Below are 24349 nucleotides of genomic sequence, written 5' to 3'. Positions count from 1 at the left end.
CCTATCAATGGCTAAACTTCAAGACAGCCGTTATCCATTGGATGCGGCTGTTTTTGTTAAAGACTATTTTGATTTAACCCGTCACAGATCAGGGAGTGCAGAGTCGGATGATTGACTCCAATAAGCAGCAGTCAGAAATTATTCAGGCAAGTGGCCTGGTGCCAATGGTGGTGGAGCAGTCTGCCCGTGGTGAGCGTTCGTACGACATTTATTCGCGCCTGCTGAAAGAGCGTGTGATTTTCCTGGTGGGTCCGGTTGAAGATCATATGGCCAACCTGGTTGTTGCCCAGTTATTGTTCCTTGAATCTGAAAACCCGGATAAAGACATTCATCTTTATATTAATTCTCCGGGTGGCTCAGTGACTGCCGGTATGTCGATCTACGACACCATGCAGTTCATTAAGCCGGACGTCAGCACCATGGTGATTGGTCAGGCTTGCAGCATGGGGGCTTTTTTACTGGCAGCGGGTGCCGAAGGTAAGCGTTTCAGTGTACCTAATTCGCGTGTCATGATTCACCAGCCAAGCGGTGGTGCTCAGGGTCAGGCAACCGATATTCAGATTCAGGCGCAGAATATTCAGCATACCAAAGAACGTCTTAACCGGATTCTGGCAGACCATACCGGCCAGACTTATGAGACGATTGCCGCCGATACTGAGCGCGATAACTTTATGGATGCTCAACAGGCGATGGAATATGGCCTGATTGATAAGGTTCTTGAAAAGCGCGGGTAACAATTGACACCTTCGCCAGCTTGAAAAATTAAGCAAAAAGAGACATCTTTTTGAAACAAGATATAAAGAATGAGGCAGTCGAATGACCGACGATACAAAAGGCAAGGGTGACGATAGCGGCAAGCTGTTGTACTGCTCTTTTTGCGGTAAAAGTCAGCATGAAGTGCGTAAGCTGATTGCCGGGCCTTCGGTGTTCATCTGTGACGAATGTGTTGACCTGTGTAACGACATTATTCGCGAAGAAGTGCAGGAAGCCGAAAGCAAAAGCACCAATGATACCCTGCCAACGCCACAGGAAATCAAAAACACCCTGGACGAATACGTTATTGGTCAGGATAAGGCCAAGGTTGTGCTCGCTGTTGCGGTTTACAATCATTATAAGCGGCTGCAGTTTGGTGGTAACAAGTCTGAGGTGGAGCTCTCCAAGAGTAATATTCTGCTGATTGGCCCAACCGGTAGCGGTAAAACCCTGCTGGCAGAAACCCTGGCGCGTCTGCTGAATGTGCCATTTACGATTGCTGATGCAACCACCTTAACTGAGGCGGGTTATGTTGGTGAGGATGTTGAAAACATCATTCAGAAGCTGCTGCAGAAGTGTGATTACGACGTCGATAAGGCTCAGCGTGGCATTGTCTACATTGATGAAATCGATAAGATCTCGCGTAAGTCTGACAACCCTTCAATCACCAGGGATGTTTCGGGTGAGGGTGTGCAGCAGGCGTTGCTGAAGCTGATTGAAGGGACTGTGGCATCCGTTCCGCCGCAGGGTGGCCGTAAGCACCCGCAGCAGGAGTTTTTGCAGGTTGATACCTCCAATATCCTGTTTATTTGTGGCGGCGCTTTCGCAGGCCTTGATCAGATCATTCGTGATCGCTCTGAGAAAAGCAGCATTGGTTTCTCGGCCACGGTTAAGGGTAAGGAAGACGAGCGTTCTGTCGGTGATGTGTTGCGCGATATTGAATCCGGAGATCTGGTGAAATACGGCCTGATTCCAGAGTTTATCGGTCGTTTGCCGATGGTGGCAACGCTGGATGAGCTGGATCGTGATGCACTGGTGCGTATTCTGACAGAGCCGAAGAACTCACTGATCCGTCAGTACGAAAAACTGTTCGAGATGGAAGGTGTTGAGCTGGAGTTCCGTGACACCGCATTAGAAGCCGTGGCCGAACTGGCGATGGAGCGCAAAACCGGTGCTCGTGGCTTGCGTTCTATTATGGAGGGGGCGTTGCTCGATAGCATGTATCGTATTCCTTCGGAGGAGCACGTTGCTAAAGTGGTGGTTGAGGAATCGGTCATTAATTCCGATGCTGAGCCGCTGATCATTTATGAAAGCAATGATGTTGGCAAGGTGTCGCCAGACGACGATTGATCGTTTACTGCGCAGTTTGTACGGAGAAAAGGGGCTTTATGCCCCTTTTCTTGTTTTTGTACCTTGTAATCATCCGGTGCTGTCCCCACTATCGTTAACAGACCGATAAAAGATTTAAGTCAGGTGTTTATGTCCACTGAAACCTTACCGTTATTGCCATTGCGTGATGTTGTTGTGTTCCCGGCAATGGTTATCCCGTTGTTTGTTGGCCGGGAGAAATCGATTGCTGCGCTGGAAGAGGCGATGGAATCGGATAAGCGTATTATGCTGGTTGCTCAGACCGATGCGTCGGATGATGAGCCATCGTTTGAAACCATGCATCGTGTGGGGACCGTTGCCACTATTCTGCAGCTGTTGAAACTGCCTGATGGCACCGTAAAAGTGCTGGTTGAAGGCGAGTCACGGGCTCAGCTGACGGCCTTACGGGACGAGGAGGCGTTGTTCCGTGGCGATATCGAACCGGTCGTCGCAGAGGCGTTATCCGAGCGCGAAAACGAGGTGCTGGTGCGCACCCTGACCAGTAATTTTGAGCAATATGTTCAGCTGTCGAAAAAGGTACCGGGAGAGGTGTTGTCAACGATCTCTGGTATCGAAGACGTCAGTCGCCTGGCAGATACCATTGCCGCCCATATTTCTCTGAAGCTGGATGAAAAGCAGAATGTGCTGGAAATGGCTGATGCCAAGCAGCGTTCTGAGCACCTGATGGAGCTGATGGAATCTGAAATCGATTTGCTTAAGGTTGAGAAGCGTATTCGCGGCCGGGTTAAAAAGCAGATGGAGAAAAGCCAGCGTGAGTATTATCTGAACGAGCAGATGAAAGCGATTCAGAAGGAGTTAGGCGAAAGCGAAGATGGCTCGAACGAATTTGATGAGCTGACTCAGAAAATTGAACAGTCGGGTATGAGCAAAGAAGCCCGTGAAAAAGCCGACGCAGAGATGAAAAAGCTGCGCATGATGTCGCCGATGTCTGCAGAGGCATCTGTGGTGCGCGGTTATCTTGATTGGCTGGTCAATCTGCCATGGAAAAAACGCAGTCGTGTCAGTCATGATTTAGCCAAAGCTGAAGAAATTCTGCATGCTGATCATTACGGTCTGGATGAAGTCAAAGAGCGGATTCTGGAATATCTGGCGGTTCAGAACCGGGTGAAAAAGGTGCGGGGTGCGGTGTTGTGCCTGGTAGGTCCTCCGGGTGTAGGTAAAACCTCGCTGGGTAAGTCCATTGCGCGGGCGACTAACCGTAAGTTTGTTCGCATGGCACTGGGTGGCGTGCGTGATGAAGCTGAAATCCGCGGGCATCGGCGCACTTATATTGGCTCGATGCCGGGTAAGCTGGTGCAGAAAATGACCAAGGTGGCAGTGAAGAACCCGCTGTTCCTGTTTGATGAAATTGACAAGATGGGCATGGATCACCGTGGCGATCCGGCGTCGGCTCTGCTTGAAGTGCTGGATCCGGAGCAAAATAACGCCTTTGCTGATCATTATCTGGAAGTGGATTACGATCTGTCGGATGTGATGTTTGTCTGTACCTCCAATAGCATGGATATGCCAGGGCCTTTGCTGGACCGGATGGAAGTGATTCGTATCCCGGGTTACACCGAAGATGAAAAAGTTAATATCGCTAAGCGTTACCTGTTACCAAAACAGATTAAGCAAAACGGTCTACATGACAATGAACTGAAATTATCCGATGAGCGGCTCCGCGATATCATCCGCCACTACACCCGGGAAGCCGGTGTGCGTGGTTTGGAGCGTGAAATCGCGAAGTTGTGCCGGCGGGTTGTTAAGGCAAATATCCTTGAAGCCAATCAGACGACCCGGGAGATCAGTGATTCATTGCTGCAGGAATATCTGGGCGTACATAAGTTCCGCTACGGTCTGGCGGGGGCTCAGAATGAGGTTGGTCAGGTCACTGGTCTGGCCTGGACGTCTGTTGGTGGTGAGTTGCTGACGCTGGAATCAGCAGCAACGCCGGGTAAAGGACGTATCGTTAAAACCGGCTCGCTGGGCGATGTGATGCAGGAGTCGATTCAGGCGGCGCTGACCGTGGTTCGCAGCCGTTCTGCTGGTATGGGTGTGGCTGCAGACTACTTTGAAAAACACGACCTGCACGTGCATGTTCCGGAAGGCGCTACTCCTAAGGATGGTCCGAGTGCCGGGATAGGCATGGCGACGGCGCTGGTATCGGTAATGACGGGCATCCCGGTGCGGGCTGAGGTGGCGATGACCGGCGAAATCACGCTGCGTGGCAAAGTCCTGGCAATTGGCGGACTGAAAGAGAAGTTGCTGGCGGCTCACCGTGGCGGCATCAAAACCGTTATCATTCCGAAAGAAAATGAAAAAGATCTGCGGGATATCCCGGATAACATCAAAGCTGACCTGAATGTGATGGCGGTAGACTGGATTGACGAAGTGCTGGATCTGGCATTGGAGCAAAAGCCCGATGCTATTGGCGAAATATCGACCAATGACGACCCGGCGGCTGCGGCGGATGAAAAAACTAGGCCAAGCACCCATTAAGGCTGCTTGACGCTCTCAGGGCGAGTTGGTATAAATCACCGCTCTTAATAATTTTTTGATTAGCGATCACCCAGTCGCATAACAAGAATTCACAACTGCGCACAGAGTAAGGGGATTAAGTGTGAACAAGTCTGAACTGATCGACGCTATTGCTGCTTCTGCCGATATTCCAAAGGCGGCGGCTGGCCGTGCATTGGATGCCATGATTGACAGTATCGGTGGTGCCCTGAAGGAAGGTGAACAGGTTGCACTGGTTGGCTTTGGTACTTTCCAGGTTAAAGAGCGTGCAGCCCGTACCGGCCGCAACCCTCAAACCGGTGCACCGATTGAAATTAAAGCAGCTAACGTGCCAAGCTTTAAAGCCGGCAAAGCACTGAAAGACGCTGTTAATTAAGATTACGGACCGGTAGTTCAGTTGGTTAGAATACCGGCCTGTCACGCCGGGGGTCGCGGGTTCGAGTCCCGTCCGGTCCGCCAGTTTGAAAGCGCATCACCGATGCGCTTTTTTTGTGTACTGCGGCGCCCAACATCATAATTTCTGGAGGAAACATGTTGCAGACAATGCGCGATAATGCACAAGGCATGATCGCAAAGGTAATTGTATTTTTTATTATTCTGGTTTTTGCACTTTGGGGTGTGGAAAGCATTGTCAGTCTGGGCGGTGGTGAACAACCGGAAGTCTCAGTAGGCGATAAGGAAATCAGTGAAATTGAAATTGTTCGTCTGGTTGAGCAGCAGAAAAATAATCTGCGGCGCCAGTTTGGTGAGCAATATAACGAAGACCTGTTTAACGAAGGCTTTTTGCGTCAATCGGCAGTTGAGCAGCTGATTAACCAGAAAGTGGCTCTGGTTCAGGCAGAAAAGCTGGGACTGCATGCAGCTACTCAGGCAATCGACGAGCAGATTGTCGCGATGCCGGCATTTCAGTTGGATGGTAAATTCAGCAAAGAGCAGTTTCAGAATATTCTGCGTATGAACGGCTGGACACCTTTATCTTTCCGTGCGGATCTGGCAAGTGATCTTAAAGTCACCCAGGCACGTGCCGCTTTTGTGTTAAGTGCGCTGGAGACGCCTTTTAACGTCCAGTTGCAGGAAGCCTTGAATAACGAAGAGCGTACTTTCCGTTTTACTGAAATAACCACGGAAGATCAGAAAGCGAACGTGGAATTGAGTGATGAGGATATTGTTGCTCATTACGATGAAACCAAAGAACGTTACCGTACTGAAGAACAGGTTGCTGTGGAGTATGTCGAACTGAAACGTCGTTCACTGGCAGAAACACAGGAAGTCAGTGATGAAGATATCCAGCTGGCCTACGACGATTATATCGCTGCGGCCCGCGAAGACGAACAGCGCGCCGCCAGTCATATCCTGATTGAAGTGAACGACGAGCGTTCGGACGCCGACGCTGCGGCTCTGGCTGCAGACATCAGACAGCGTCTTGATCAGGGTGAGGAATTTTCCGAATTAGCGAAGCAATATTCAGACGATATCGGAACGAAAAACCAGGGTGGCGATCTGGGGCTGAATACCCGTGGCGCTTTTGTTGAAGAATTTGAGCAGGCTTTGTACGCCTTGCAGCAAGATGAAGTCTCTCAACCGGTTAAAACGGAATTCGGTTACCACCTAATTCGCCTGGATGCGGTTAAGGCGGATGAGGTTGATAGTCTGGAATCAATAAAAGACAAGCTGATTGCAGATATTCAGGATCAGAAAGCCGCGGCGGAATTTGCAGCGCTGCAGCAGGAATTATCTAACGTGGCATTTTCTGCTGAAAATATCACGGAAGTGGCGGAAATGATGTCTTTGCCTGTGGCACAAAGTGCGTTATTCAGTCGCCAGGGTGGCGAAGGTATTGCGGTTAATGCTGATGTCCGCAAGATGGCGTTTGAAGACGATATTCTGCTGGATCGGGAAGTCAGTAAGCTGGTTGAAACGGCTGAGGGTGCTCTGGTGTTTGCAGTGACTCAGCATCAGCCATCCGAAATTAAACCGCTTGAACAGGTTAAAGAGCTGGTAGTGGCATCGTTAACCGAGAAAAAAGCCGCCCAGCAGGCGGAGCAGCTGGCCGAAGCAATTCGCTCGGGTGAGCAGCAGGCTGAATGGCAACAACTGACTGTTAAATTCAGCGATACATCTGAAGCGCCACGTGCGGTGCAACAAAAGGCTTTTGAATTGAATGCTGGTAGTTCGGAGTTGGTTGCCACGCCGGGTGGCTATTCCGTGGTTGAGCTGACCTCGGTTAACAATAAGGCCTGGCAGGATATGCAGCTGAGTGAGGAATTGGTTGAAACTGGCCGGGCACAGCAAAGCCGTGCTGATATGGTGAGTTACCAGTCCTGGGCAAAAAATAATGTTGAGATTAATCGCTCAGGCAGTTGATACCGATTGATGTAACAAAAAAACCGCAGGCCGGAAAGCCTGCGGTTTTTTTATGGCCGTTATTGGGATTGTTATCTCTGGCCGGGGATTTAATCCGGTGATTTAAGCTGAAAATTCTGCTGTATAAAACGCTCGCGGATGGTTGCATAATCGTCATCTTCGACGCTGATGACAATGTCCAGTCCGCGGGCGTGATAATCAATCTGGATGGTGCTGTTATTGAACTGGCTGGCCAGATGGCGAACGCTGTTTTCCTGATGGAAATCGGCACTGAGTGTTAAGTAGCGCGTTTTTTTCAGTTCGTTGAGCTGATGTTGTGCCTCCATAATGGCATTTGAGCACGCCTGGCCGTAAGCGCGCTGTAAGCCACCCATTCCCAGTTTGATGCCACCGAAGTAGCGCGTTACCAGTACCGCACAATTGATCAGCTGATGATGGCGGATAACTTTTAACATCGGCATGCCAGCCGTGCCGGAAGGTTCGCCATCATCACTGAAGCCTTCCTGGACCTGATCGTTAATGTTCAGGCGGAATGCCGAGCAGACATGGCTGGCTTTAGGATGCTGGGTTTTTAGCTGACTGATGCGGTTTTTGATGTCGGCTTCACTGTTGGCCGGCAGCAGCTCGGTGATAAAGCGACTGCGTTTCTCCTCGAAACAGTGTTCTGATACAGCGGTTGGGTATTTCATTGTCGAAGCGGCTCAATTCGGTTTGGCGCAGAGGTAAATAATGAAACGGCTGTCCTGGTGTAACACGTTAACGGAACGGAACAGGCGCTTCAGTGGTGCGCTGTAGGGCAAATGACGGTTAGCAACAATCATCATTTTTCCGCCGCTTGCCAGTTGTTGAGCGCTTTGGCGAAACATAGTAACTGCGGTGTTGGTCAGTTCTTTGTGGCCGTCATGGTAAGGAGGGTTGCAAACGATCCAGTCGGGTCGTTCGTTGATGGCCGCCAGGGCATCGCCGTGCCGTACATCGACCTCGAGCTGATTGCTGCTGGCGTTGTTGCGGGCGGAAAGTACCGCGGCGTAGGAATCATCGGTCAGGATGACGCGGGTTTGCGGTGCTTGTTGTTTGATGCTGAGGCCCAGCAGGCCGTTGCCGCACCCCAGATCACACACCAGGCCTGAACGGATCTGGCTCAGGTGGGGTAATAAGACCTGGCTGCCGATATCAAGTTTTTTTCGTGAAAAAACCCCGGGCAATGACTGCAGTTGTAGCTGCTGGTAGCGGTAACCAAGCTCAGGCTGCGCGTCAAAGGCCGGTTGCTTCAGGCTGATCAGGCGGGCTTTACGGACAATGCGGAACTGCTGATAGTGGCTGCTGTTGGCTTCAAGTGTTTGCAGCCAGTTGACCGGAATATGCTTCGCCATGCCGGCCAGATAGTAACGGGTCGTGTCTGGCAGCAGGGCATGACACTGGCCGAGCCAGTCTTTTAATTGTTCGAAGTTCTTCGGTATTTTTATTACGACCTGGATAATGCCTTCAGGGAGCGGCGCTGTCAGCTGATGCACAACGCTTCCCGCTGGCCGGGCATTACGTTCCAGGTTTTGTCGTCGCGCTTCTGCTGCGCACGCGCTGTCTGTCCAGCTGATGTGATTGTGGAAGGCGCAGGCCAGGCTGCCGTAGCGGTCGTTGATCAGCAGAGTGGGGGCGTCAAGGTCAAGTTGTTCGGCCAGGTAGTCATCGGCTGCATCCCAGGGCCGGGCGACGTGCTCGGGTACGCTGGGATAACACTCCAGTTGCAGACCGGTGGTTTGCCAGTAAGCCATCAATAGATATCGTCGAAATCTTTTGAATCCAGTTGGTCAAGCAGGCCTTTTTCCCGTTCAGGTTTTTTCTCTGCCGGTTTTTCCTGCTTAGCGGTTGCCTGGCGCTTGTTGTCAGCCGCTGCTTTCTGTTGTTCTTGCAGTGCTTGTTCTTTTGCTTCCGGATTTTCAGCCAAAAACTTCTCATAGGCAGAAGGGGTGCGTTTTTTGACCCGTTTGCCGGTTTGTCGGTCGCTGCCGGCGTCTTTCTTGAATTTCGAAATGCTGCCGGTTTTGACGTTGTGAATCCGGCTCAGGGAGCGGGACTTTTTCTTGCGTGTCATAAGGAATTGCTCAAACAGTAGCCGGACATTTTAACCCATGAGGCCTCTGCTTGTAACGGTTTTACAATTGTTGTTGGCTTAGTATTTGTTCTTGTGACATAGGCACTGGTATAGTTGTAATATACTGAGATCAGCCCCTGAGGCTGCAACGAAGGAACCGGTAATCCTCAATGCCAGAACAAAAACATCACCTGGTTTATTTGGCTTCAACAGCACAGGGCCTTGAGTTGGAGCGTTATGAAATCGAGCGCCATATGGCTCGCCATCATATGATTAACTCCGGTTTTGCTTATCTCGAAGATGCTTCCCCTTACGATTGGAGCCTGGTGCGCCAGCAGATTGAAAAGTCCGATCTGTTTATTTTGTTATTGGGTGATGATTACGGTCCGATGGCGCCTACCGGTATCAGCTACCTGCACCGTGAGTTTGTCCATGCGAAGAGTCTCGGCAAGCCGGTACTGGCGTTTATCAAAAATACCCTGCCAGAGAAAAATCTGACGGAGGAGCAGCGCCGGCTGAACGGCTTTCATCGTATCGTAACTCAGCAGGCACCGTACAAGCTGTGGCACCTGCGTGATGAATTAATGACTCATGTTAAAGCAACGCTGGCCAGTCAGAAGCTGGAAGGCGGCTGGCTGCCGGTGACGGCGCCGACGGTCACCACAGTGCCCCAGGTCGCTGAAGAAATTGAGCAGAAGCCCAAGTTAACCGTTAAGCAGCGCTTGTCGCGAGCGCGTCAGGTTGTCAGTCTGCAGATTGCCGCCAAGGTCTATGAAGCAGGTAATCTCAGTCGTGAGGAAGTCTTTTTACCCGTGCGTCTCGATCAGTTGCTGCAGGGTGTTCTGCACTTGTTACGCACCGGCGCGAGTGAGGATCGTCTGCGCAGCCAGCTGGAGTCAGTGATCAGTAAAAGTGTGTCTGAGCAGCTGCTCAAGCGCCATCCCAAGGCCCATGCTGTGGATGATGTACGTATCAGTCGCGGTCAGTTTCAGCAGATTCTGAAAAGCTGGGAGTCGTTGGGATTGGTGAATGCAGAGGGAAATCCCGGACGCTCTGTATGGAAGGTTGCAGAGCTGACCGGGGTAAGCTGAGTCTCAGGCGTTACCCATCTGACCCAATAGGTTTTGCTTCTGTTCCCATTCACTTTTCATGCTGTCGCACACAGTGTTGCAGACATCAAAAATAAACGGTGCGCCGATACTGAAAAACGCCATGTTGCCTTCCTGGCGACGCTTAACTAATCCATGGCTGCGCAAGGTGGACAAATGCTTGGACACATTTGGCTGTGACGCGCCGGTTGCCTGTACCAGTTCCGTGACAGAGCGCTCTCCATGCTGCAGCTGATGCAGTATTTTCAGGCGCATTGGGTCAGCCAGCAGGCGGAAGCGTTGTGAAATCAGCTCCAACATTTCGTCGGACATTACTTCTTGCATTCAATTAATCTCCACTCAGAGTGGTGAATTCTACGTGATAATTGTTTGCAACCCAATCTTATTTTAGCAAAGTCTTAAAAGCTATAAATGATTTATTTATCATTAATGGGTCGCAACCTGCCTGGCTTTCTTGCTGCCAGAATGAACGTTTTGTCAGAAGTTAGCCATCAGGATAGTGTAAATCGATGGGCAAACCGTCTTGTTTGTTCACTCAGTCAGTTCCGTCTGTCAGAAATACCCGGGCCGGATTGTTGCTTTGCCGCAGCAATGTGTTTTTTATTGCGGCCGTATCGGCCACTGGGGTGCATGGTTTATACTGCCGCCAACTTGTTGGGGGCATCATGTTGAAATCCTTTTTGCCAGTTCTGGCGTTAATTTTCCTTCTTGCTGGCTGTGGTCAGTCTGAGCGTGTTGTTAAAATTTCAGGTCCGACCATGGGCACCTGGTATCACATCAGCTGGGTTGCCAGTGATGATGATTCGGCCGAGTTGCAGCAGCAGGTTGATGAACGCCTGGCGGAAATCAACCGCATCATGTCGACCTATGATCCGGAGTCTGAGTTATCACGCATCAATCAGAGTCAGCACTGGCCACTGAACCGCACGGTATCGGCCGATCTTTATGAAGTGTTGCAGATTTCGCAGCAGATCTACCGGCAGTCCGGTGGTGCATTTGATATTACTGTTGGGCCGCTGGTCAATCTGTGGGGCTTTGGTCCGGATGGCAATATCAGCCAGGCTCCGGAACAGCAACAAATTACACAAAAACTGGCCCGGACGGGCAGCGACGTACTCAGCCTTAAGCAGGGGCAGCTGAGCCTGGCTGAACCCCGTTATCTGGATTTGTCAGCGGTGGCAAAGGGGTGGGCGGTTGACGATATTGCGTCATTGGTTGAAGCTCACGGATACCATAATTTCCTGGTTGAAATTGGGGGTGAAATTAAACTGGGTGGCAGCAAACCCGGTGGTAAACCCTGGCATATCGCTATTGAGCGGCCTCAGCTGGCGATGCAGGCCGACCCCCAGCTTATCATTGCGCCGGGAAATCGGGCTGTTGCCACGTCGGGTGACTACCGCAACTTTTTTGAGGATGATGGCGTGCGCTATTCGCATACCATCGACAGCCATACCGGCCGGCCGGTACGACATAATCTGGCGTCGGTTACTGTCATTGATGCCAGTTCGGCCCGGGCAGATGCCTGGGCAACTGCGCTGACTGTCGCTGGGCCGGAAAAAGGTATGCTTCTGGCAGAGCAGCAAAAGCTGGCGGTGTATATGATATTGCGCGAGGAGGATGGCTTCAGTGAACGCACCTCGTCGCAGTTTAAACGCTGGTTTCCTGAGGCGGCTCAGCAAACCAATAATCAACACAGGTAACTATTATGTCGACATTATTAATCGTATTTGCAGCCATGCTGTTGTTTGTTATTGCCATGGCGGTTGGGGTGCTGATGGGACGTAAACCGATATCCGGCTCTTGTGGCGGGATGGCGGCCATTGGTATGGAAAGCGCTTGTGATGTGTGTGGTGGCGATAAGCAAAAGTGTGAAAAAGAAAGCAAAAAGGCAGCAACAGCATCAGCGGACGCTGAGTTTTATGATGCGACTAAACGCTAATCCTTTGACTTCCGCCTAGGCACGTACAATGAATAGCGCCTACAATGACAGGTGTCTAACAAAAAATTGAATGAATGATGGAGTAACCGCATGGCAGATTATCATTACGACGTAGTCATCATTGGCGCCGGCCCGGCAGGGGAAGGTGCTGCGATGAACGCCGCCAAAAAAGGCAAAAAGGTTGCCGTCGTAGAAGATAAAAATATGGTCGGAGGAAACTGTACCCACTGGGGGACAATTCCGTCTAAGGCTTTACGTCATGCGGTGAAGCAGATTATTTCGTTCAATACCAATCCGATGTTTCGAGAAATTGGTGAGCCGCGCTGGTTTTCTTTTCCGCAGGTGCTGAAAAATGCTGAGCGGGTCATCGCCAAGCAAGTGAAGCTGCGTACTGAGTTTTACGGCCGCAACCGTATCAGTGTGTATACCGGTCAGGCGCGGTTTGCCGATGCCAATACGATCGATGTCTTTAATGGTACGGTCACCAATACCCGGCTGCATGCCAAAGAGGTCGTGATTGCAACCGGTTCCAGCCCGTGGCGGCCGGATAACATCGACTTCAGCCATCCACGGGTCTATGACTCGGATACTGTGCTGCAGCTGGAGCATACGCCGCGTACCATTATTATTTACGGTGCTGGTGTGATTGGTTGTGAATACGCCTCTATTTTTTCTGGGCTTGGTGTAAAAGTGGATCTGATACACCCAGGTGACCGCTTGCTGAACTTCCTGGATGACGAAATATCCGATGCGTTAAGTTATCACCTGCGCGATAAAGGCGCGCTGATTCGTCATAACGAACAGTTTGACTCTCTTGAAATTAATGATCGCTACGTCACCATGCGGATGGCATCCGGTAAAAAGGTGAAAGCCGATGCCTTCCTCTGGGCGGCTGGCCGCAGTGGTAATACCAAGGGGCTGGGGCTGGAAAATATCGGTCTGGAAACCAATAGCAGGGGTCAGCTGGAGGTGGACAATGAGTACCGTACCGCGGTAGAAAATATTTACGCCGTTGGCGATGTGATCGGCTGGCCTGCGCTGGCCTCTGCTGCTTACGACCAGGGGCGTGCGGCCGCCGCAAAAATTGCGTCTCCGGAAGATTTTCGTTTTGTTGGTTCAGTGCCAACCGGTATTTATACCATTCCGGAAATCAGCTCCGTGGGTAAAACCGAACATCAACTGACGGAAGAAAAGGTACCTTATGAAGTTGGGCAGGCATTCTTTAAAAATATTGCCCGTGCTCAGATTACAGCAGAAGGTGTTGGTATGCTGAAAATTCTGTTCCACCGGGAAACGCTGGAAATTCTGGGGATTCACTGTTTTGGTGACCAGGCCGCCGAAATTGTTCATATCGGCCAGGCGATTATGGAGCAGAAAGGTGAGGGTAATACCCTGAAGTATTTTGTTAATACCACCTTTAACTATCCGACTATGGCGGAAGCGTATCGGGTAGCCGCATTAAACGGTCTGAACCGGCTGTAGGATTATTTGCCGCTGGCTGGCGCCGGCGGTTATTTCCAAGCACAAAAAAACCGCTCCATCCGGAGCGGTTTTTTTTGTGCGAATGGCTCAGCGATTAAGCCGGGAACAGTTCGCCCAGTTTGGTTGCCAGCATCATGTCGCCTTCAACGCGCAGTTGACCGGACATGAAAGCCTGCATGCCGTCAGTTTCGCCAGACGCAATGCCAGCGAACGTTTCGGTGTTCATGATCAGGGTAACGTTTGCATCGTCGTTTTCGCCAGCAGCGACAGAGCAAGTGCCGTCTTTAACGATCAGGTGGTAAGTGTCACCGTCTTCGATGTTAAATTGGAAGATCAGGTCCAGGCCAGCAGCAGCGTCGGCGTTGAACTTGCTGTTCATGGTTTCAATGATTTCTGCAACAGATGCCATAACGGTTTCCTTTTTATTGCTTGAGTAAAACAGGTATTCAGCTGAGATGTTACGGTTCAGCGTCCTGTTCTTGAACGTGTCGTTAAATGGACGTCGGTCACTCTATGGTTACATTGATCGGGTGTCAATCGAATTTCATACGTTTGTTTGAATCTGTCTTTATGCGCCATAACTGATCGGCTTGCCGGGTAGCAATCCACCGGTTTGTCCGGCCCGCAGTTTGCGCTATGCTTGGCCGCTTACATATTTGTTTATAAGGAACCCTGAGTGGAATTTCTGACTGAATACGGCGCCTTCTTGCTGAAGGCAATAACGATTGTAATCGCAATACTGATCGTGGTGGGTGGAATTGTTTCTATCGGTGCCCGCCAGAAGAGCAGTAATGAAGGCGAACTCAGTATTAAAAAGCTCAATGATGAACTGGAAGAGCACAAAGAGCAGCTTGAAGATGCACTGCTGGATAAGCAGCTGTTGAAACAGATGGCGAAAGAAAAGAAAAAAGAAGACAAAGAGAAAGAAAAAACAGCGAAAAAAGCCGCTAAAAATAAAGCAGAAGACAGCCCGGCTGCAGCGGCTAAGCGAGTATTTGTACTGGATTTTGATGGTGATATTAAAGCCTCCGATGTCGACTTGCTGCGTCAGGAAATCACCGCGGTATTGACCCTGGCCCAAGCCAGCGATGAAGTGGTTGTAACCCTGGAAAGCGGTGGCGGCATGGTGCACAGCTATGGTCTGGCAGCCTCTCAGCTGCAGCGTATCCGCGATAAAGGCATCCCGCTGACCGTCTGCGTGGATAGGGTGGCGGCCAGTGGTGGTTATATGATGGCGTGTCTGGCGGATAAAATTGTTGCTGCACCGTTCGCCATTATTGGTTCGATTGGTGTTGTGGCGCAGTTGCCTAACTTTAACCGCCTGTTGAAGAAGCATGATGTGGATTTTGAGTTGTTCACCGCGGGTGAATATAAGCGCACAGTAACCATGTTTGGTCACAACAGTGCCAAAGCAAAAGACAAATTTCAGTCTGACCTGGAAGATACTCATGAGTTGTTTAAAGGGCATGTGGCACGTTACCGCAAGACGCTGAACGTTGAAGCGGTGGCAACCGGGGATATCTGGTATGGCCAGCAGGCACTGGAGAATGGTCTTATTGATCAGATCGGTACCAGCGACGATTATCTGGTGGCTGCATGTGAAAATGCCGAGGTGTTTTCAGTGCGCTATGAATATCGTAAAACCTTGCAGGAAAAACTGGGTATGGCTGTGCAGGGTGGGGTTGAAGCGGCCCTGACCCGGATGTTAACCGCGGCTCAGAATCGAATGCAAAGTAAAGGCTGATCAGGAGAAGGTGATGACATTTCAGGCGTATCGGGTGAGTGAAACCGAACAGGGGATGACGGCTTCATGGCAGAGTCAGGAAGCTGCTCAGCTGCCAGCGGGTGATGTGTTAATCGATGTTGAATATTCATCGATCAATTACAAAGATGCATTATCGGCCAGTGGCAATAAAGGGGTCACCCGTGAATATCCGCATACGCCGGGTATCGATGTCGCCGGTGTTGTTGCGGATAGCTGTGATGCCGGTTTTGCTGCAGGCGATCGGGTGGTGGTATTTGGTTATGACTTAGGGATGAACACCGCAGGCGGTTTTGCACAACAGGTGCGGGTGCCGGCTTCCTGGGTGTTGCGCTTGCCGGAATCGTTAACCACGGCAGCAGCCATGTCCTGGGGGACGGCGGGTTTTACCGCGGCATTGAGCGTGCAGAAACTTGAGCGTAATGGTATTTGCCCGGCAAACGGGCCGGTGGTTGTGACCGGTGCAACCGGTGGCGTGGGTTCTGTAGCGGTGGCGTTGCTGGCCAGGCTGGGTTATGAGGTGTTGGCAGTAACCGGTAAGCCGGAGCAGCAGTCCTTTCTGCAAGCGCTGGGGGCCAGTGGCTTCCTGACCCGGGACGAGATATTGGCGGCCAAGGGCAAGGCGATGGCTAAGCCGTTGTACCAGGCTGCTGTTGATACGGTCGGAGGTGATCTGGTATCGGGGCTGATTCCACAGATTCAGCCTGAAGGGGCCGTCACTACTTGCGGTATGATTGCCGGCATTAAGGTTGAGGCCAGTGTCTTTCCGTTTATTTTGCGGGGAGTCAGCTTATTGGGAGTGGACTCAGTAGAAATTCCCAGAGAGCAGAAGCAGGCGGTGCTGGATAAGGCGGCTGATGCCTGGTGTTTGCCTGAGCTGGAACAAATGACTACCGAAATAGGACGTTCGCAGCTGAGTGAGGTTCTCGACAAGGTGTTGGCGGGCCAGGGCGTTGGACGCTATCGGTTGAATCTGAATGCGGAATAACCGATAACACCAGACATAAAAAAGCAGCCATCAGGCTGCTTTTTTATGTCTGGCAGATAATGCGAGTTTCGCTGGCAGGTTGCCAGCGCAACGCAGCGGTTATTCCCCGCTGTTTGCCTCAGTCACCGCCTTGTTGCGCGGATCATTGGGGGCTCTGCCCGGTGCGCGGCGACGTGAACGACGACGTCCTGAAGCTGCTGCCTTACTCTCTTTGCTATCAGATGCTGTGGCTTCTTCGGCCGGTGCGTCTTCTGCGTCGGTTTTGGATTCTGGCGCAGGTTGGGCTTCAGCTTTGATCTCAGTTGCCGGTTGCTCCGGTTGCTGCCCGGCTGATTCAGTCGTGGCTTCCGGTTGTGGCGCTTCCGTTTCTGCCGCTACCTTTTCAGCTACTGCTTCGCTTACCGGTTTGGTGTCAACGGATGCAGCTTCGTTTGTGTCTGCCTGGCTGTTCGCCTGAGGCTCAGTAGCCGGTTTTTCTTCCGCAGGAGCTGCCTGAGCAGCGTCTTTTGCTACGGCGTCAGTCGCAGGTGTCGCATCGGCGTTGCTGCGTTTGCGGCTGTTGCTGTTGCGGCGGCGAGGTTGCTGTTCGCTGCTGGCGTCGGCTTTGTCGCTGGTCTTGGCCGCTGCTGTTTCAGTGGTTTCAGGCTGAGCGTCCGGCGCCGGCGTTTGTGCTGCGCTTTCGTTGTTGTTATCCGCTGCTGTCGCTTCCTTGTTTGGTTTGTTGCGACGGCGACTGCGGCGTTCACGACGTGGCTTACGCTCTTCGTTATTCTGCTCTGTGCTGGTGTTTTCCAGCAGCGAAGAACCCGCATCGTTCTGCTTGTCACTTTCGGTTTTGGTTTCTCCTGCTGCGGTTACCACAATTTCTGTTGGGCCTTCCGCTTTTTCCCGCGGCTGACGGCGACGACGCGGATTGCTGTCCTTATTGCGATCACGACGCTGCGCTTTGTTGCCTTCGCTGCGTCTGTCTTTTTCGCTGCCGGTGTTGGCGCTTTCCGCTTTACGGGGCTTATCCTCACAGGTGCTGTCGTTGCGCTTATCGTCACGGCGGCTTTCTTCACGACGTGTATCATCGCGACGGTTATCGCTGCGTTTATTGCGGTTGTCGTTGCGGTTGTCGTTACGCTTGTTGCGATTATCACTGCGGCCGCTGTCGTTTTCTGAACGATTGTCGGAGCGTTCATTGCGCTTGTTGCGGCTGTCGTCGCGACGGTTGTCATTATTGCGGCGCTGATTCTGATTGCGCTCGTTGTTACGGCCACGGTTACCACTCTCTTTACGGTTCTGGTTGTTACGTGACGGTTGTTTTTCTTTGTTGCTGTCTGTTTTGCTTTCTTCTTCGTTGCTATCAAACAGTGTGGAGAGTGCCTTGCTCAGTTTGCCAAAGAAGCCGGTTTTTTCACTTACAGGCTCTGCTTTGGGAGCAGGTGCTTTACGTTGTACACCTTTAACCGCCGCTGTTTGTTGTGGCCGGCTGGTGTCGATCGGAGCCAGGTCGACGCCGTATTCAACTTCACTGCTTTGTGGCTCCTGTTCGTAACTGGCTTCGCCGATCAGGCTGTCATCCGGGCGCAGACGCAGGACTTCGTAGTGCGGGGTTTCCATGTGTGGATTCGGTAATACCAACACTTTGGTGTTGTGACGCTGTTCGATGCCGGCGATCAGATTACGTTTCTCGTTCAGCAGGAAGCTGGCAACCGGTACCGGTACAATGGCACGGATCTGCCCCGTGTTTTCTTTGGCAGCTTCTTCTTCGATCAGGCGCAGAATAGACAGGCCTGATGACTGGATGTCGCGGATAACCCCGGTGCCGGAGCAGCGCGGGCACACATGGCCACTGGTTTCGCCGAGAGAAGGGCGCAGGCGCTGGCGAGACATTTCGACCAGGCCAAAACGTGAGATACGGCCAACCTGAACCCGGGCACGGTCCATTTCCAGAGCCTTTTTCAGGCGACCTTCAACTTCGCGCTGATTTTTGTTGGCCATCATGTCGATAAAGTCGATCACGATCAGGCCACCCATATCACGCAGGCGCAGTTGGCGGGCGATTTCGTCGGCTGCTTCCAGGTTGGTGTTCAGAGCAGTTTCTTCAATGTCTGAACCCTTGGTGGCGCGCGCCGAGTTGATATCGATAGATACCAGGGCTTCTGTCGGGTCGATCACGATGGAACCACCGGATGGCAGTTTCACTTCGCGCTGGAAGGCGCTTTCGATCTGGCTTTCGATCTGATAACGATTAAACAGCGGTACGCTGTCCTGATACAGCTTGAACTTGTTTTCGTAGTGCGGCATTACCTGCTGCACAAAGCTCAGAGCTTCGTTGTAGGCTGCTTCGGTATCGATTAAAACTTCACCGATGTCCTGGCGCAGGTAGTCACGAATAGCGCGGATAATGACGTTGCTTTCCTGCAGCAGCAGGCAAGGGGCTGCCTGCTCATCGGTGGCACGTTTGATGGCATCCCACAGCTGGGTCAGGTAGTCGAGGTCGGCCTGTAACTCTTCCGAGCTGCGACCAATGCCTGCGGTGCGTACGATAACACCCATTTTGTCCGGCACGCTGACGCCTTTCATGGCTTCGCGCAGCTGGGTGCGTTCATCACCTTCGATGCGGCGCGAGATGCCACCGGCACGGGCGTTGTTTGGCATTAATACCAGATAACGGCCAGCCAGGCTGACCTGGGTGGTCAGTGCGGCGCCTTTATTGCCACGTTCTTCTTTGTCGACCTGGATGATCACTTCCTGACCTTCACGGATCACATCTTTAATATTGATGCGGCCCGGGCCCGGGTCTTTAACAAAGTATTCGCGTGCGATCTCTTTCAGCGGCAAAAAGCCGTGACGTTCCGCGCCGAAATCTACAAACGCTGCTTCCAGACTGGGTTCGATGCGAGTGATTTTACCTTTATAGATATTGGCCTTTTTCTGCTCTCGGGAGCCTGGTTCAATATCGAGGTCGTAGAGTTTCTGGCCGTCTACGAGGGCTACGCGCAACTCTTCAGACTGAGTTGCGTTAATTAGCATTCTTTTCATGCTGTACGTTGTGCTCTATTGGGGCAACGTACTCGCTGGCAATGCCGCCGCTTTACCGGTTCGGCCATTACCAAAATATTTATGGGTGCTTTGCTTTTACGTCAGTGCCAATCGGGTCACTGATCCTGATCTGCATTGGTGCTGTTGATTTTCGGAGCACCGACACTGTCCATAATTTGATAATCAGAGATGCCGGCGAGGTCGCCTGGTTTATCTCATAAAGGGGCGCAACTGGCGCTCGCCTTCTTTAAATTCCCGGGAAGAGTTTTAACCGTTTACTATCTTCCCTATACTGTGCCGCTTTCCGGCTTTGTGCTGCTGCTCCGTGTTTCGTTCGCGGTGGAGGCTGACGCAGACCGAGCGAATATAGCAGCAAAGAGGTATGGCGGCAAACCAGCATCTTTGCTGGACAGCCCTTATATGATGGTCCGGCCAGTTTTTCATGTCTCAGAAACACCCTGATACCAGTAAAGTATCCTTTGTCACCGTAACCGCCGATAATTCCGGTCAGCGGCTCGATAACTTTTTATTATCCCTGTTGAAGGGGGTGCCTAAGGCGCTGATTTATCGGGTTATTCGAAAAGGGGAAGTACGGCTGAATAAAAAACGCGCCAAGGCCGATAGTCGTATTCAGGCCGGGGATGTGGTGCGCATACCGCCAATGCGAATCGCCCAGCGCGATGCGCCGCCTCCGGTTTCGAGTGTGCTGCAACAGCTGTTGGCGGATGCGATTGTGCACGAAGATGAGGGCCTGCTGGTTGTTAATAAGCCCAGTGGACTGGCGGTTCATGGCGGTTCCGGGGTGAATCTTGGGCTGATTGAAGCATTGCGGCAGATGCGCCCGGAACATACCTTTCTTGAACTGGTTCATCGGCTTGATCGCGACACCTCCGGACTGATTCTGGTAGCGAAAAAACGGTCGGTGTTGACGGCGCTGCAGCGCATGCTGGCGAATAAATCCGGGATTTCCAAACACTATCTAGCGCTGGTGCATGGTTGCTGGGATGCTGCTGTTGGTCAGGTTAAACAACCTCTGTTGCGGATTGAGCGTCAGTCGGGTGAGCGCATGGTTGTGGTGGATGAGCAGGGCAAAACAGCCCATACCCGCATGCATCGTCTGGCGCAGGGGAGGCATTATTCTCTGATTGATGCAGAGCCGGTAACCGGACGTACACATCAGATTCGGGTTCACTGTCAGTACCAGGGGCATGTCATTGCCGGAGATCAGAAATACCGTGATCAGGTTGCTACGGATATCGACACTAAAGCCGGAATAAAACGGCTGTATTTACATGCCTGGCGGCTGGCATTTCGCCATCCATTGACGGGTGAGCAGTTACGTCTGCAGGCACTGCCGGATGACGCCTTTATGAATACATTGCAACAGGTCGGGTGTGACTTTGAAGTATAAATTGGTGATTTTTGACTGGGACGGCACGCTGGTAGATTCAACCGGACGAATCGTAGACAGTATGCAGCAGGCGGCGGCAGAAGTTGGTCTGGAGGTTGTGCCGGATGCGGCGGTGCAGAATATTATCGGCCTCGGTCTGCCGGAAGCGTTGCGCACGGTGTGGCCGGCGATCAACGATGATCAGCTGGAGACGATGACCCGGGTGTATGCCCGCAACTTTGTATACGACAGTAAAGTGGCTATGGACTTTTTTACGGGTGTTGCAGGATTATTCGCCCAATTACGTGGCGATGGCCGCTTATTGGCGGTAGCGACCGGTAAAAGCCGCCGCGGCCTGAACCGCATGCTGGATGAGCTGCAGGTTGATGGCCGGCCGGTTGCTGAGCAGTTTGTCGCGACCCGTTGTGCCGATGAGACCCGCTCCAAGCCCCACCCGCAGATGTTACAGGAGTTGCTGCAGCAGCTGGATCTGACCGCGCAGCAGGCATTGATGGTGGGTGATACCAGTTACGATCTGGAGATGGCCGCCGCACTGGGGATGGATTCGGTGGCAATGAGTCACGGCGCTCATGATGATGCTGTGCTGCTGGCTTGTGGGCCCCAGGCTTTGTGCCACAACATTGAAGAACTTAATCAGTGGATAAAACAATATGGATAACGAACATCTGAATCAGTCCGCGGCCAGTCAGCGCCCGGCGGATGACAGCAAAGAATGGAAGTTGATCGAAAAGGTCCTGCTGGAAGTGCAGGGTGAGCAGCGTCGCACGCGGCGCTGGGGTGTCTTTTTTAAACTGGCATTTCTGGTGTATCTGTTCAGTCTGTTGTGGCTGGTGCGTATGCCGGCCGATGGTCTTGATAAGGCCGCACCCGCAGATCATTATGCCGCCATTATTGAAGTAAATGGTGTGATTGCAGCGGATCAGGATGCCAGTGCTGATGCGATCGTATCGGCGTTACGTGACGCCTTTGAAGATGATAAAGCGGTTGGTGTCATTTTGCGCATTAACAGTCCGGGCGGCAGTCCGGTGCAGTCCGGTTATGTGTACGACGAAATTAAGCGGCTGAAACAGACCCGCGAAGATTTCCCGGTATATGCAGTTATTATGGATCTGGGGGCCTCGGGTGCCTACTATATTGCGGCGGCGGCGGATGAGATTTATGCCGATAAAGCCAGCCTGGTAGGATCGATTGGCGTTGTTGGTTCCGGCTTTGGCTTTGTTGAAGCAATGGAGAAGCTGGGTGTGGAGCGGCGCCAGTATACCGCAGGTGAACATAAGGGTTTCCTTGATCCTTTTACTCCGGAAAAGCCGGAAGAAAAAGCGTTCTGGGAGAGTGTGCTGAAAGTGACACACAAACAGTTTATTGAGCAGGTGCGTCAGGGGCGTGGTGAGCGGCTTAAAGAGTCCCCGGAGCTGTTTTCCGGTCTGGTCTGGTCTGGTGAGCAGGCGCTGGAAATGGGGCTGATTGATGGCCTGGCTTCCAGCAGCCAGTTAGCACGAGACAAACTGAACACCGAAGATCTGGTAAACTTCACTTATCAGCCGAATCCATGGGATGAGTTAATCAGTCGCCTGGGTACGAGTATCGGCAGTGGTATTGCCGGTCAGGTGATGCAGCAGATGCAGCTGAATAATCAGGCGCCAGTGCTGCGCTAAGCGCGGTTGCTGGATTTTATCGGGAGGATCATCCTCCCGTTAGTAAATATTTTTGACACAGGAGCTTTGCATACCTATCATGTCGCGCACTATGGCAGAGGCTAGGCTACCCCAACGGGTTGATGCTGCAAAATTAGTTGAAGTAAATCAACGATTTACCGCAGATATCGACAGTAAAGAATTATCCAGATTATCAGACGCAGTGGAAAGCTGCGATGCTCCTGTTTCCTGTGATATCGAATTTGATCGGGATGAAGAGCGTAATCGGATATTAACCGGTAGCTGTAAAACACAGGTTGTTATGATATGTCAGCGTTGTCTGGGACCGGTAACGATCCCCGTCGAAAGTGACTTTCAGCTTGGACTTGTGTTTGATGACGAACAGGCGAAACAGTTGCCAAGGCGACTGGAGCCGGTTGAGCTGGATGAGGATGCTCGTCTGGATCTCTGGGAAACACTGGAAGACGAAGTGCTTCTGGCGCTGCCCAGCTTTCCGACTCACCCAGAGAGCGAATGTCAGATTAAACAGCCAACGCCGGAAACAACGGCAACAGATGATTCGGACGTGAAACGGCCAAACCCGTTTGACGTTCTAGCTCAGCTTAAACAGAAATAGCGATAGTTAGGAGCCAAACATGGCGGTTCAAAAAAACAAAGTAACTCGTTCCAAGCGCGGCATGCGTCGTTCTCACGATGCTCTGGACAACGGTGCTGCACTGACCGTAGATCCAACCACAGGTGAAACTCACCGTCGTCACCACGTGACTGCAGACGGTTTCTACCGTGGTAAAAAAGTCGTGGAGACTGGCAACGACTGATATGTTTACCATCGCGGTAGATGTAATGGGCGGGGACTTAGGTCCCCGCGTTGCGTTTAAAGCCTGCAAAAAGATTCTGAAGTCCCAGCCGGATCTCAGTCTTATTCTTACCCTGACGGCCGATGTCGAACCCGACGCGCGCCTGTATCTGTCTCGCTATCAGAACCGAATCGATTTTCTGGTTTGCGACTCCTTTATTTCAATGGAAGACCCGCCGGCTCAGGTATTGCGCCGTGGCAAAACCTCGACCATGGCAATGGCGGTGCAACAAGTGCAGCAAGGGGCTGCTCAGGGAGTTATTTCCGTGGGTAATACCGGTGCTCTGATGGTGTTGTCGCGTTCTATGCTGGGGACGCTGGATGGCATCAGCCGGCCTGCACTGGCAACCGAAATTCCGACCCGGGATAAGCCTCTGCTGATGCTGGACCTGGGGGCTAACCTGGCCTCCAGTGCTGACCAGTTGTGTGAATTCGCCCGCCTGGGAGCGGCCTGGAGCCGGACGCATGGTGTCAGTACGCCCAAGGTGGGGCTGTTGAACATCGGCCAGGAGCCCTGCAAGGGTACCGAAGAGGTGCAGCGTGCAGGACAACAGCTGCATACGTCAATGGCACCGTATTATGTCGGGTTTCGTGAAGGTGACAGCATTTACAGTGGTGAGCTGGATGTATTGGCGTGTGATGGCTTCTCCGGCAATGTGGCGCTGAAAACCAGTGAGGGGCTGGCGGGCTGGGTGGCGATTGAATTATCCCGGGTCTTTGATCGCTCCAGATGGTCATGGTTGTTGCGGCCGTTGTGGGCCGGGCTGTTTAAAGGCGTGTTGCGGCGTTTCACATCCGCCAGTTACGCTGGTGCTTTATTGCTGGGTGTCAATGGCCTGGTGGTAAAAACCCACGGAAAATCCGATGATGTCGCTTTTTATGCGGCAATGAAATACCTCATTGATCAGCTGCGGGTGGTGGATCTGAACCTGCTGCGCGCCGAGCTGGTGCGGCTGAAGCCGGATTCCTGCCATTAACGGGGCCTGCCTGAATTGATTGACGAAAATGATTCAATAATCTTGT

22 protein-coding genes, 1 tRNA gene and 1 pseudogene are annotated in these 24349 nt (G+C 52.1%); 18 read left to right on the top strand and 6 right to left on the bottom strand.

Going from position 1 to position 24349, the window contains the following annotated elements; genetic code table 11:
• The first annotated feature begins 107 nt into the window (after positions 1-107).
• From clpP to ACFOMG_RS08170, 6 genes and pseudogenes are all read left to right on the top strand, one after another.
• Complete coding sequence (gene clpP / locus ACFOMG_RS08195) at positions 108-734, top strand: ATP-dependent Clp endopeptidase proteolytic subunit ClpP (RefSeq protein ID WP_376865929.1); 627 nt, start codon at positions 108-110, stop codon at positions 732-734.
• Positions 735-816: 82 nt separating this feature from the next.
• Positions 817-2103 carry an ATP-dependent Clp protease ATP-binding subunit ClpX gene (gene clpX, locus ACFOMG_RS08190; RefSeq protein WP_376865928.1) on the top strand — a complete coding sequence of 429 codons (1287 nt, stop codon included), beginning with the start codon at positions 817-819 and terminating at the stop codon, positions 2101-2103.
• A gap of 129 nt (positions 2104-2232) precedes the next feature.
• The gene (gene lon, locus ACFOMG_RS08185; RefSeq protein WP_376865927.1) at positions 2233-4620 is read left to right on the top strand and encodes an endopeptidase La; all 2388 of its coding nucleotides are present in this window, start codon (positions 2233-2235) and stop codon (positions 4618-4620) included.
• A gap of 109 nt (positions 4621-4729) precedes the next feature.
• Positions 4730-5014 (top strand): annotated as a pseudogene (locus ACFOMG_RS08180) (HU family DNA-binding protein); the annotation flags it as partial.
• Between the two features lie 6 nt (positions 5015-5020).
• Positions 5021-5097: transfer RNA gene (locus ACFOMG_RS08175), tRNA-Asp, on the top strand.
• Positions 5098-5169: 72 nt separating this feature from the next.
• On the top strand, positions 5170-7002 hold the full coding sequence (locus ACFOMG_RS08170; RefSeq protein WP_376865926.1) for a SurA N-terminal domain-containing protein: 1833 nt from the start codon (positions 5170-5172) through the stop codon (positions 7000-7002).
• Between the two features lie 89 nt (positions 7003-7091).
• On the opposite strand, the gene ACFOMG_RS08165 is transcribed toward ACFOMG_RS08170, so the two are convergent.
• Genes ACFOMG_RS08165 through ACFOMG_RS08155 form a run of 3 tightly spaced genes read right to left on the bottom strand, consistent with a single transcriptional unit; the run spans position 7092 to position 9094 of the window.
• Positions 7092-7691: a YigZ family protein gene (locus tag ACFOMG_RS08165; protein ID WP_376865925.1), complete on the bottom strand. Its 600-nt coding sequence runs from the start codon at positions 7689-7691 to the stop codon at positions 7092-7094.
• Between the two features lie 12 nt (positions 7692-7703).
• The gene (locus tag ACFOMG_RS08160; RefSeq protein ID WP_376865923.1) at positions 7704-8774 is read right to left on the bottom strand and encodes a class I SAM-dependent methyltransferase; all 1071 of its coding nucleotides are present in this window, start codon (positions 8772-8774) and stop codon (positions 7704-7706) included.
• The gene (locus ACFOMG_RS08155) at positions 8774-9094 is read right to left on the bottom strand and encodes a hypothetical protein (protein ID WP_376865922.1); all 321 of its coding nucleotides are present in this window, start codon (positions 9092-9094) and stop codon (positions 8774-8776) included. The genes ACFOMG_RS08160 and ACFOMG_RS08155 overlap by 1 nt, the downstream gene beginning before the upstream one ends.
• 170 nt (positions 9095-9264) lie before the next feature.
• Here ACFOMG_RS08155 and ACFOMG_RS08150 point away from each other — a divergent pair, with 170 nt between their 5' ends.
• The gene (locus tag ACFOMG_RS08150; RefSeq protein ID WP_376865921.1) at positions 9265-10185 is read left to right on the top strand and encodes a DUF4062 domain-containing protein; all 921 of its coding nucleotides are present in this window, start codon (positions 9265-9267) and stop codon (positions 10183-10185) included.
• Positions 10186-10188: 3 nt separating this feature from the next.
• On the opposite strand, the gene ACFOMG_RS08145 is transcribed toward ACFOMG_RS08150, so the two are convergent.
• Positions 10189-10527: an ArsR/SmtB family transcription factor gene (locus ACFOMG_RS08145; protein WP_376865920.1), complete on the bottom strand. Its 339-nt coding sequence runs from the start codon at positions 10525-10527 to the stop codon at positions 10189-10191.
• A 341-nt stretch (positions 10528-10868) separates the two neighbouring features.
• Between ACFOMG_RS08145 and ACFOMG_RS08140 the strand changes: the two genes are divergently transcribed.
• The 3 genes from ACFOMG_RS08140 (at position 10869) to sthA (ending at position 13624) form a co-directional block, all read left to right on the top strand.
• Positions 10869-11903 (top strand): FAD:protein FMN transferase, encoded by a 1035-nt coding sequence (locus ACFOMG_RS08140; RefSeq protein WP_376865919.1) that lies wholly within the window; start codon positions 10869-10871, stop codon positions 11901-11903.
• Positions 11904-11908: 5 nt separating this feature from the next.
• The gene (nqrM, locus tag ACFOMG_RS08135; protein ID WP_376865918.1) at positions 11909-12142 is read left to right on the top strand and encodes a (Na+)-NQR maturation NqrM; all 234 of its coding nucleotides are present in this window, start codon (positions 11909-11911) and stop codon (positions 12140-12142) included.
• Between the two features lie 90 nt (positions 12143-12232).
• The gene (gene sthA / locus ACFOMG_RS08130; protein ID WP_376865917.1) at positions 12233-13624 is read left to right on the top strand and encodes a Si-specific NAD(P)(+) transhydrogenase; all 1392 of its coding nucleotides are present in this window, start codon (positions 12233-12235) and stop codon (positions 13622-13624) included.
• Between the two features lie 94 nt (positions 13625-13718).
• Here the strand turns inward: sthA and ACFOMG_RS08125 are convergent, their stop codons facing one another.
• Positions 13719-14033: an SCP2 sterol-binding domain-containing protein gene (locus ACFOMG_RS08125; RefSeq protein WP_376865916.1), complete on the bottom strand. Its 315-nt coding sequence runs from the start codon at positions 14031-14033 to the stop codon at positions 13719-13721.
• Positions 14034-14300: 267 nt separating this feature from the next.
• Here ACFOMG_RS08125 and sohB point away from each other — a divergent pair, with 267 nt between their 5' ends.
• Positions 14301-15368 (top strand): protease SohB, encoded by a 1068-nt coding sequence (sohB, locus tag ACFOMG_RS08120; RefSeq protein ID WP_376865915.1) that lies wholly within the window; start codon positions 14301-14303, stop codon positions 15366-15368.
• Positions 15369-15381: 13 nt separating this feature from the next.
• Entirely contained in the window at positions 15382-16374 is a 993-nt protein-coding gene (locus tag ACFOMG_RS08115; protein ID WP_376865914.1) for a YhdH/YhfP family quinone oxidoreductase, read from the top strand.
• A 99-nt stretch (positions 16375-16473) separates the two neighbouring features.
• On the opposite strand, the gene rne is transcribed toward ACFOMG_RS08115, so the two are convergent.
• The gene (rne, locus tag ACFOMG_RS08110) at positions 16474-19404 is read right to left on the bottom strand and encodes a ribonuclease E (RefSeq protein ID WP_376865913.1); all 2931 of its coding nucleotides are present in this window, start codon (positions 19402-19404) and stop codon (positions 16474-16476) included.
• A gap of 442 nt (positions 19405-19846) precedes the next feature.
• Here rne and rluC point away from each other — a divergent pair, with 442 nt between their 5' ends.
• The 6 genes from rluC (at position 19847) to plsX (ending at position 24303) form a co-directional block, all read left to right on the top strand.
• Complete coding sequence (gene rluC / locus ACFOMG_RS08105; RefSeq protein ID WP_376865912.1) at positions 19847-20815, top strand: 23S rRNA pseudouridine(955/2504/2580) synthase RluC; 969 nt, start codon at positions 19847-19849, stop codon at positions 20813-20815.
• Complete coding sequence (locus ACFOMG_RS08100; RefSeq protein WP_376865911.1) at positions 20805-21473, top strand: HAD-IA family hydrolase; 669 nt, start codon at positions 20805-20807, stop codon at positions 21471-21473. Before rluC ends, ACFOMG_RS08100 begins: the two co-directional genes overlap by 11 nt.
• Positions 21466-22470, top strand: coding sequence for a S49 family peptidase (locus ACFOMG_RS08095; protein ID WP_376865909.1), 1005 nt, complete (start codon positions 21466-21468; stop codon positions 22468-22470). Before ACFOMG_RS08100 ends, ACFOMG_RS08095 begins: the two co-directional genes overlap by 8 nt.
• Before the next feature lie 91 nt (positions 22471-22561).
• Positions 22562-23086, top strand: a complete 525-nt coding sequence (locus ACFOMG_RS08090; protein ID WP_376865908.1) for a YceD family protein — start codon at positions 22562-22564, stop codon at positions 23084-23086.
• 19 nt (positions 23087-23105) lie between these two features.
• A complete protein-coding gene (rpmF, locus tag ACFOMG_RS08085; RefSeq protein ID WP_376865907.1) occupies positions 23106-23288 on the top strand; it encodes a 50S ribosomal protein L32 in 183 nt (60 codons plus the stop codon).
• Between the two features lies 1 nt (position 23289).
• Complete coding sequence (gene plsX / locus ACFOMG_RS08080; protein ID WP_376865906.1) at positions 23290-24303, top strand: phosphate acyltransferase PlsX; 1014 nt, start codon at positions 23290-23292, stop codon at positions 24301-24303.
• Positions 24304-24349 lie beyond the last annotated feature (46 nt).

Source organism: Bacterioplanoides pacificum (assembly GCF_042648445.1).
GTDB lineage: Bacteria > Pseudomonadota > Gammaproteobacteria > Pseudomonadales > Oceanobacteraceae > Bacterioplanoides > Bacterioplanoides pacificum.
The sequence above is the reverse complement of the archived record's forward strand: the minus strand, read 5'-3'. Positions and strand labels throughout refer to the sequence as shown.

Excerpts from the sequence above, each read along its gene's own strand:
- rne (WP_376865913.1), bottom strand. The coding sequence starts at position 19,404 with ATGAAAAGAATGCTAATTAACGCAACTCAGTCTGAAGAGTTGCGCGTA.
- sthA (WP_376865917.1), top strand. The coding sequence starts at position 12,233 with ATGGCAGATTATCATTACGACGTAGTCATCATTGGCGCCGGCCCGGCA.
- ACFOMG_RS08095 (WP_376865909.1), top strand. The coding sequence starts at position 21,466 with ATGGATAACGAACATCTGAATCAGTCCGCGGCCAGTCAGCGCCCGGCG.
- ACFOMG_RS08160 (WP_376865923.1), bottom strand. The coding sequence starts at position 8,774 with ATGGCTTACTGGCAAACCACCGGTCTGCAACTGGAGTGTTATCCCAGC.
- ACFOMG_RS08145 (WP_376865920.1), bottom strand. The coding sequence starts at position 10,527 with ATGCAAGAAGTAATGTCCGACGAAATGTTGGAGCTGATTTCACAACGC.
- clpP (WP_376865929.1), top strand. The coding sequence starts at position 108 with ATGATTGACTCCAATAAGCAGCAGTCAGAAATTATTCAGGCAAGTGGC.
- plsX (WP_376865906.1), top strand. The coding sequence starts at position 23,290 with ATGTTTACCATCGCGGTAGATGTAATGGGCGGGGACTTAGGTCCCCGC.
- rpmF (WP_376865907.1), top strand. The coding sequence starts at position 23,106 with ATGGCGGTTCAAAAAAACAAAGTAACTCGTTCCAAGCGCGGCATGCGT.
- nqrM (WP_376865918.1), top strand. The coding sequence starts at position 11,909 with ATGTCGACATTATTAATCGTATTTGCAGCCATGCTGTTGTTTGTTATT.
- ACFOMG_RS08155 (WP_376865922.1), bottom strand. The coding sequence starts at position 9,094 with ATGACACGCAAGAAAAAGTCCCGCTCCCTGAGCCGGATTCACAACGTC.
- ACFOMG_RS08140 (WP_376865919.1), top strand. The coding sequence starts at position 10,869 with ATGTTGAAATCCTTTTTGCCAGTTCTGGCGTTAATTTTCCTTCTTGCT.
- rluC (WP_376865912.1), top strand. The coding sequence starts at position 19,847 with ATGTCTCAGAAACACCCTGATACCAGTAAAGTATCCTTTGTCACCGTA.
- ACFOMG_RS08115 (WP_376865914.1), top strand. The coding sequence starts at position 15,382 with ATGACATTTCAGGCGTATCGGGTGAGTGAAACCGAACAGGGGATGACG.
- ACFOMG_RS08165 (WP_376865925.1), bottom strand. The coding sequence starts at position 7,691 with ATGAAATACCCAACCGCTGTATCAGAACACTGTTTCGAGGAGAAACGC.
- ACFOMG_RS08150 (WP_376865921.1), top strand. The coding sequence starts at position 9,265 with ATGCCAGAACAAAAACATCACCTGGTTTATTTGGCTTCAACAGCACAG.
- ACFOMG_RS08125 (WP_376865916.1), bottom strand. The coding sequence starts at position 14,033 with ATGGCATCTGTTGCAGAAATCATTGAAACCATGAACAGCAAGTTCAAC.
- ACFOMG_RS08170 (WP_376865926.1), top strand. The coding sequence starts at position 5,170 with ATGTTGCAGACAATGCGCGATAATGCACAAGGCATGATCGCAAAGGTA.
- lon (WP_376865927.1), top strand. The coding sequence starts at position 2,233 with ATGTCCACTGAAACCTTACCGTTATTGCCATTGCGTGATGTTGTTGTG.
- ACFOMG_RS08090 (WP_376865908.1), top strand. The coding sequence starts at position 22,562 with ATGGCAGAGGCTAGGCTACCCCAACGGGTTGATGCTGCAAAATTAGTT.
- clpX (WP_376865928.1), top strand. The coding sequence starts at position 817 with ATGACCGACGATACAAAAGGCAAGGGTGACGATAGCGGCAAGCTGTTG.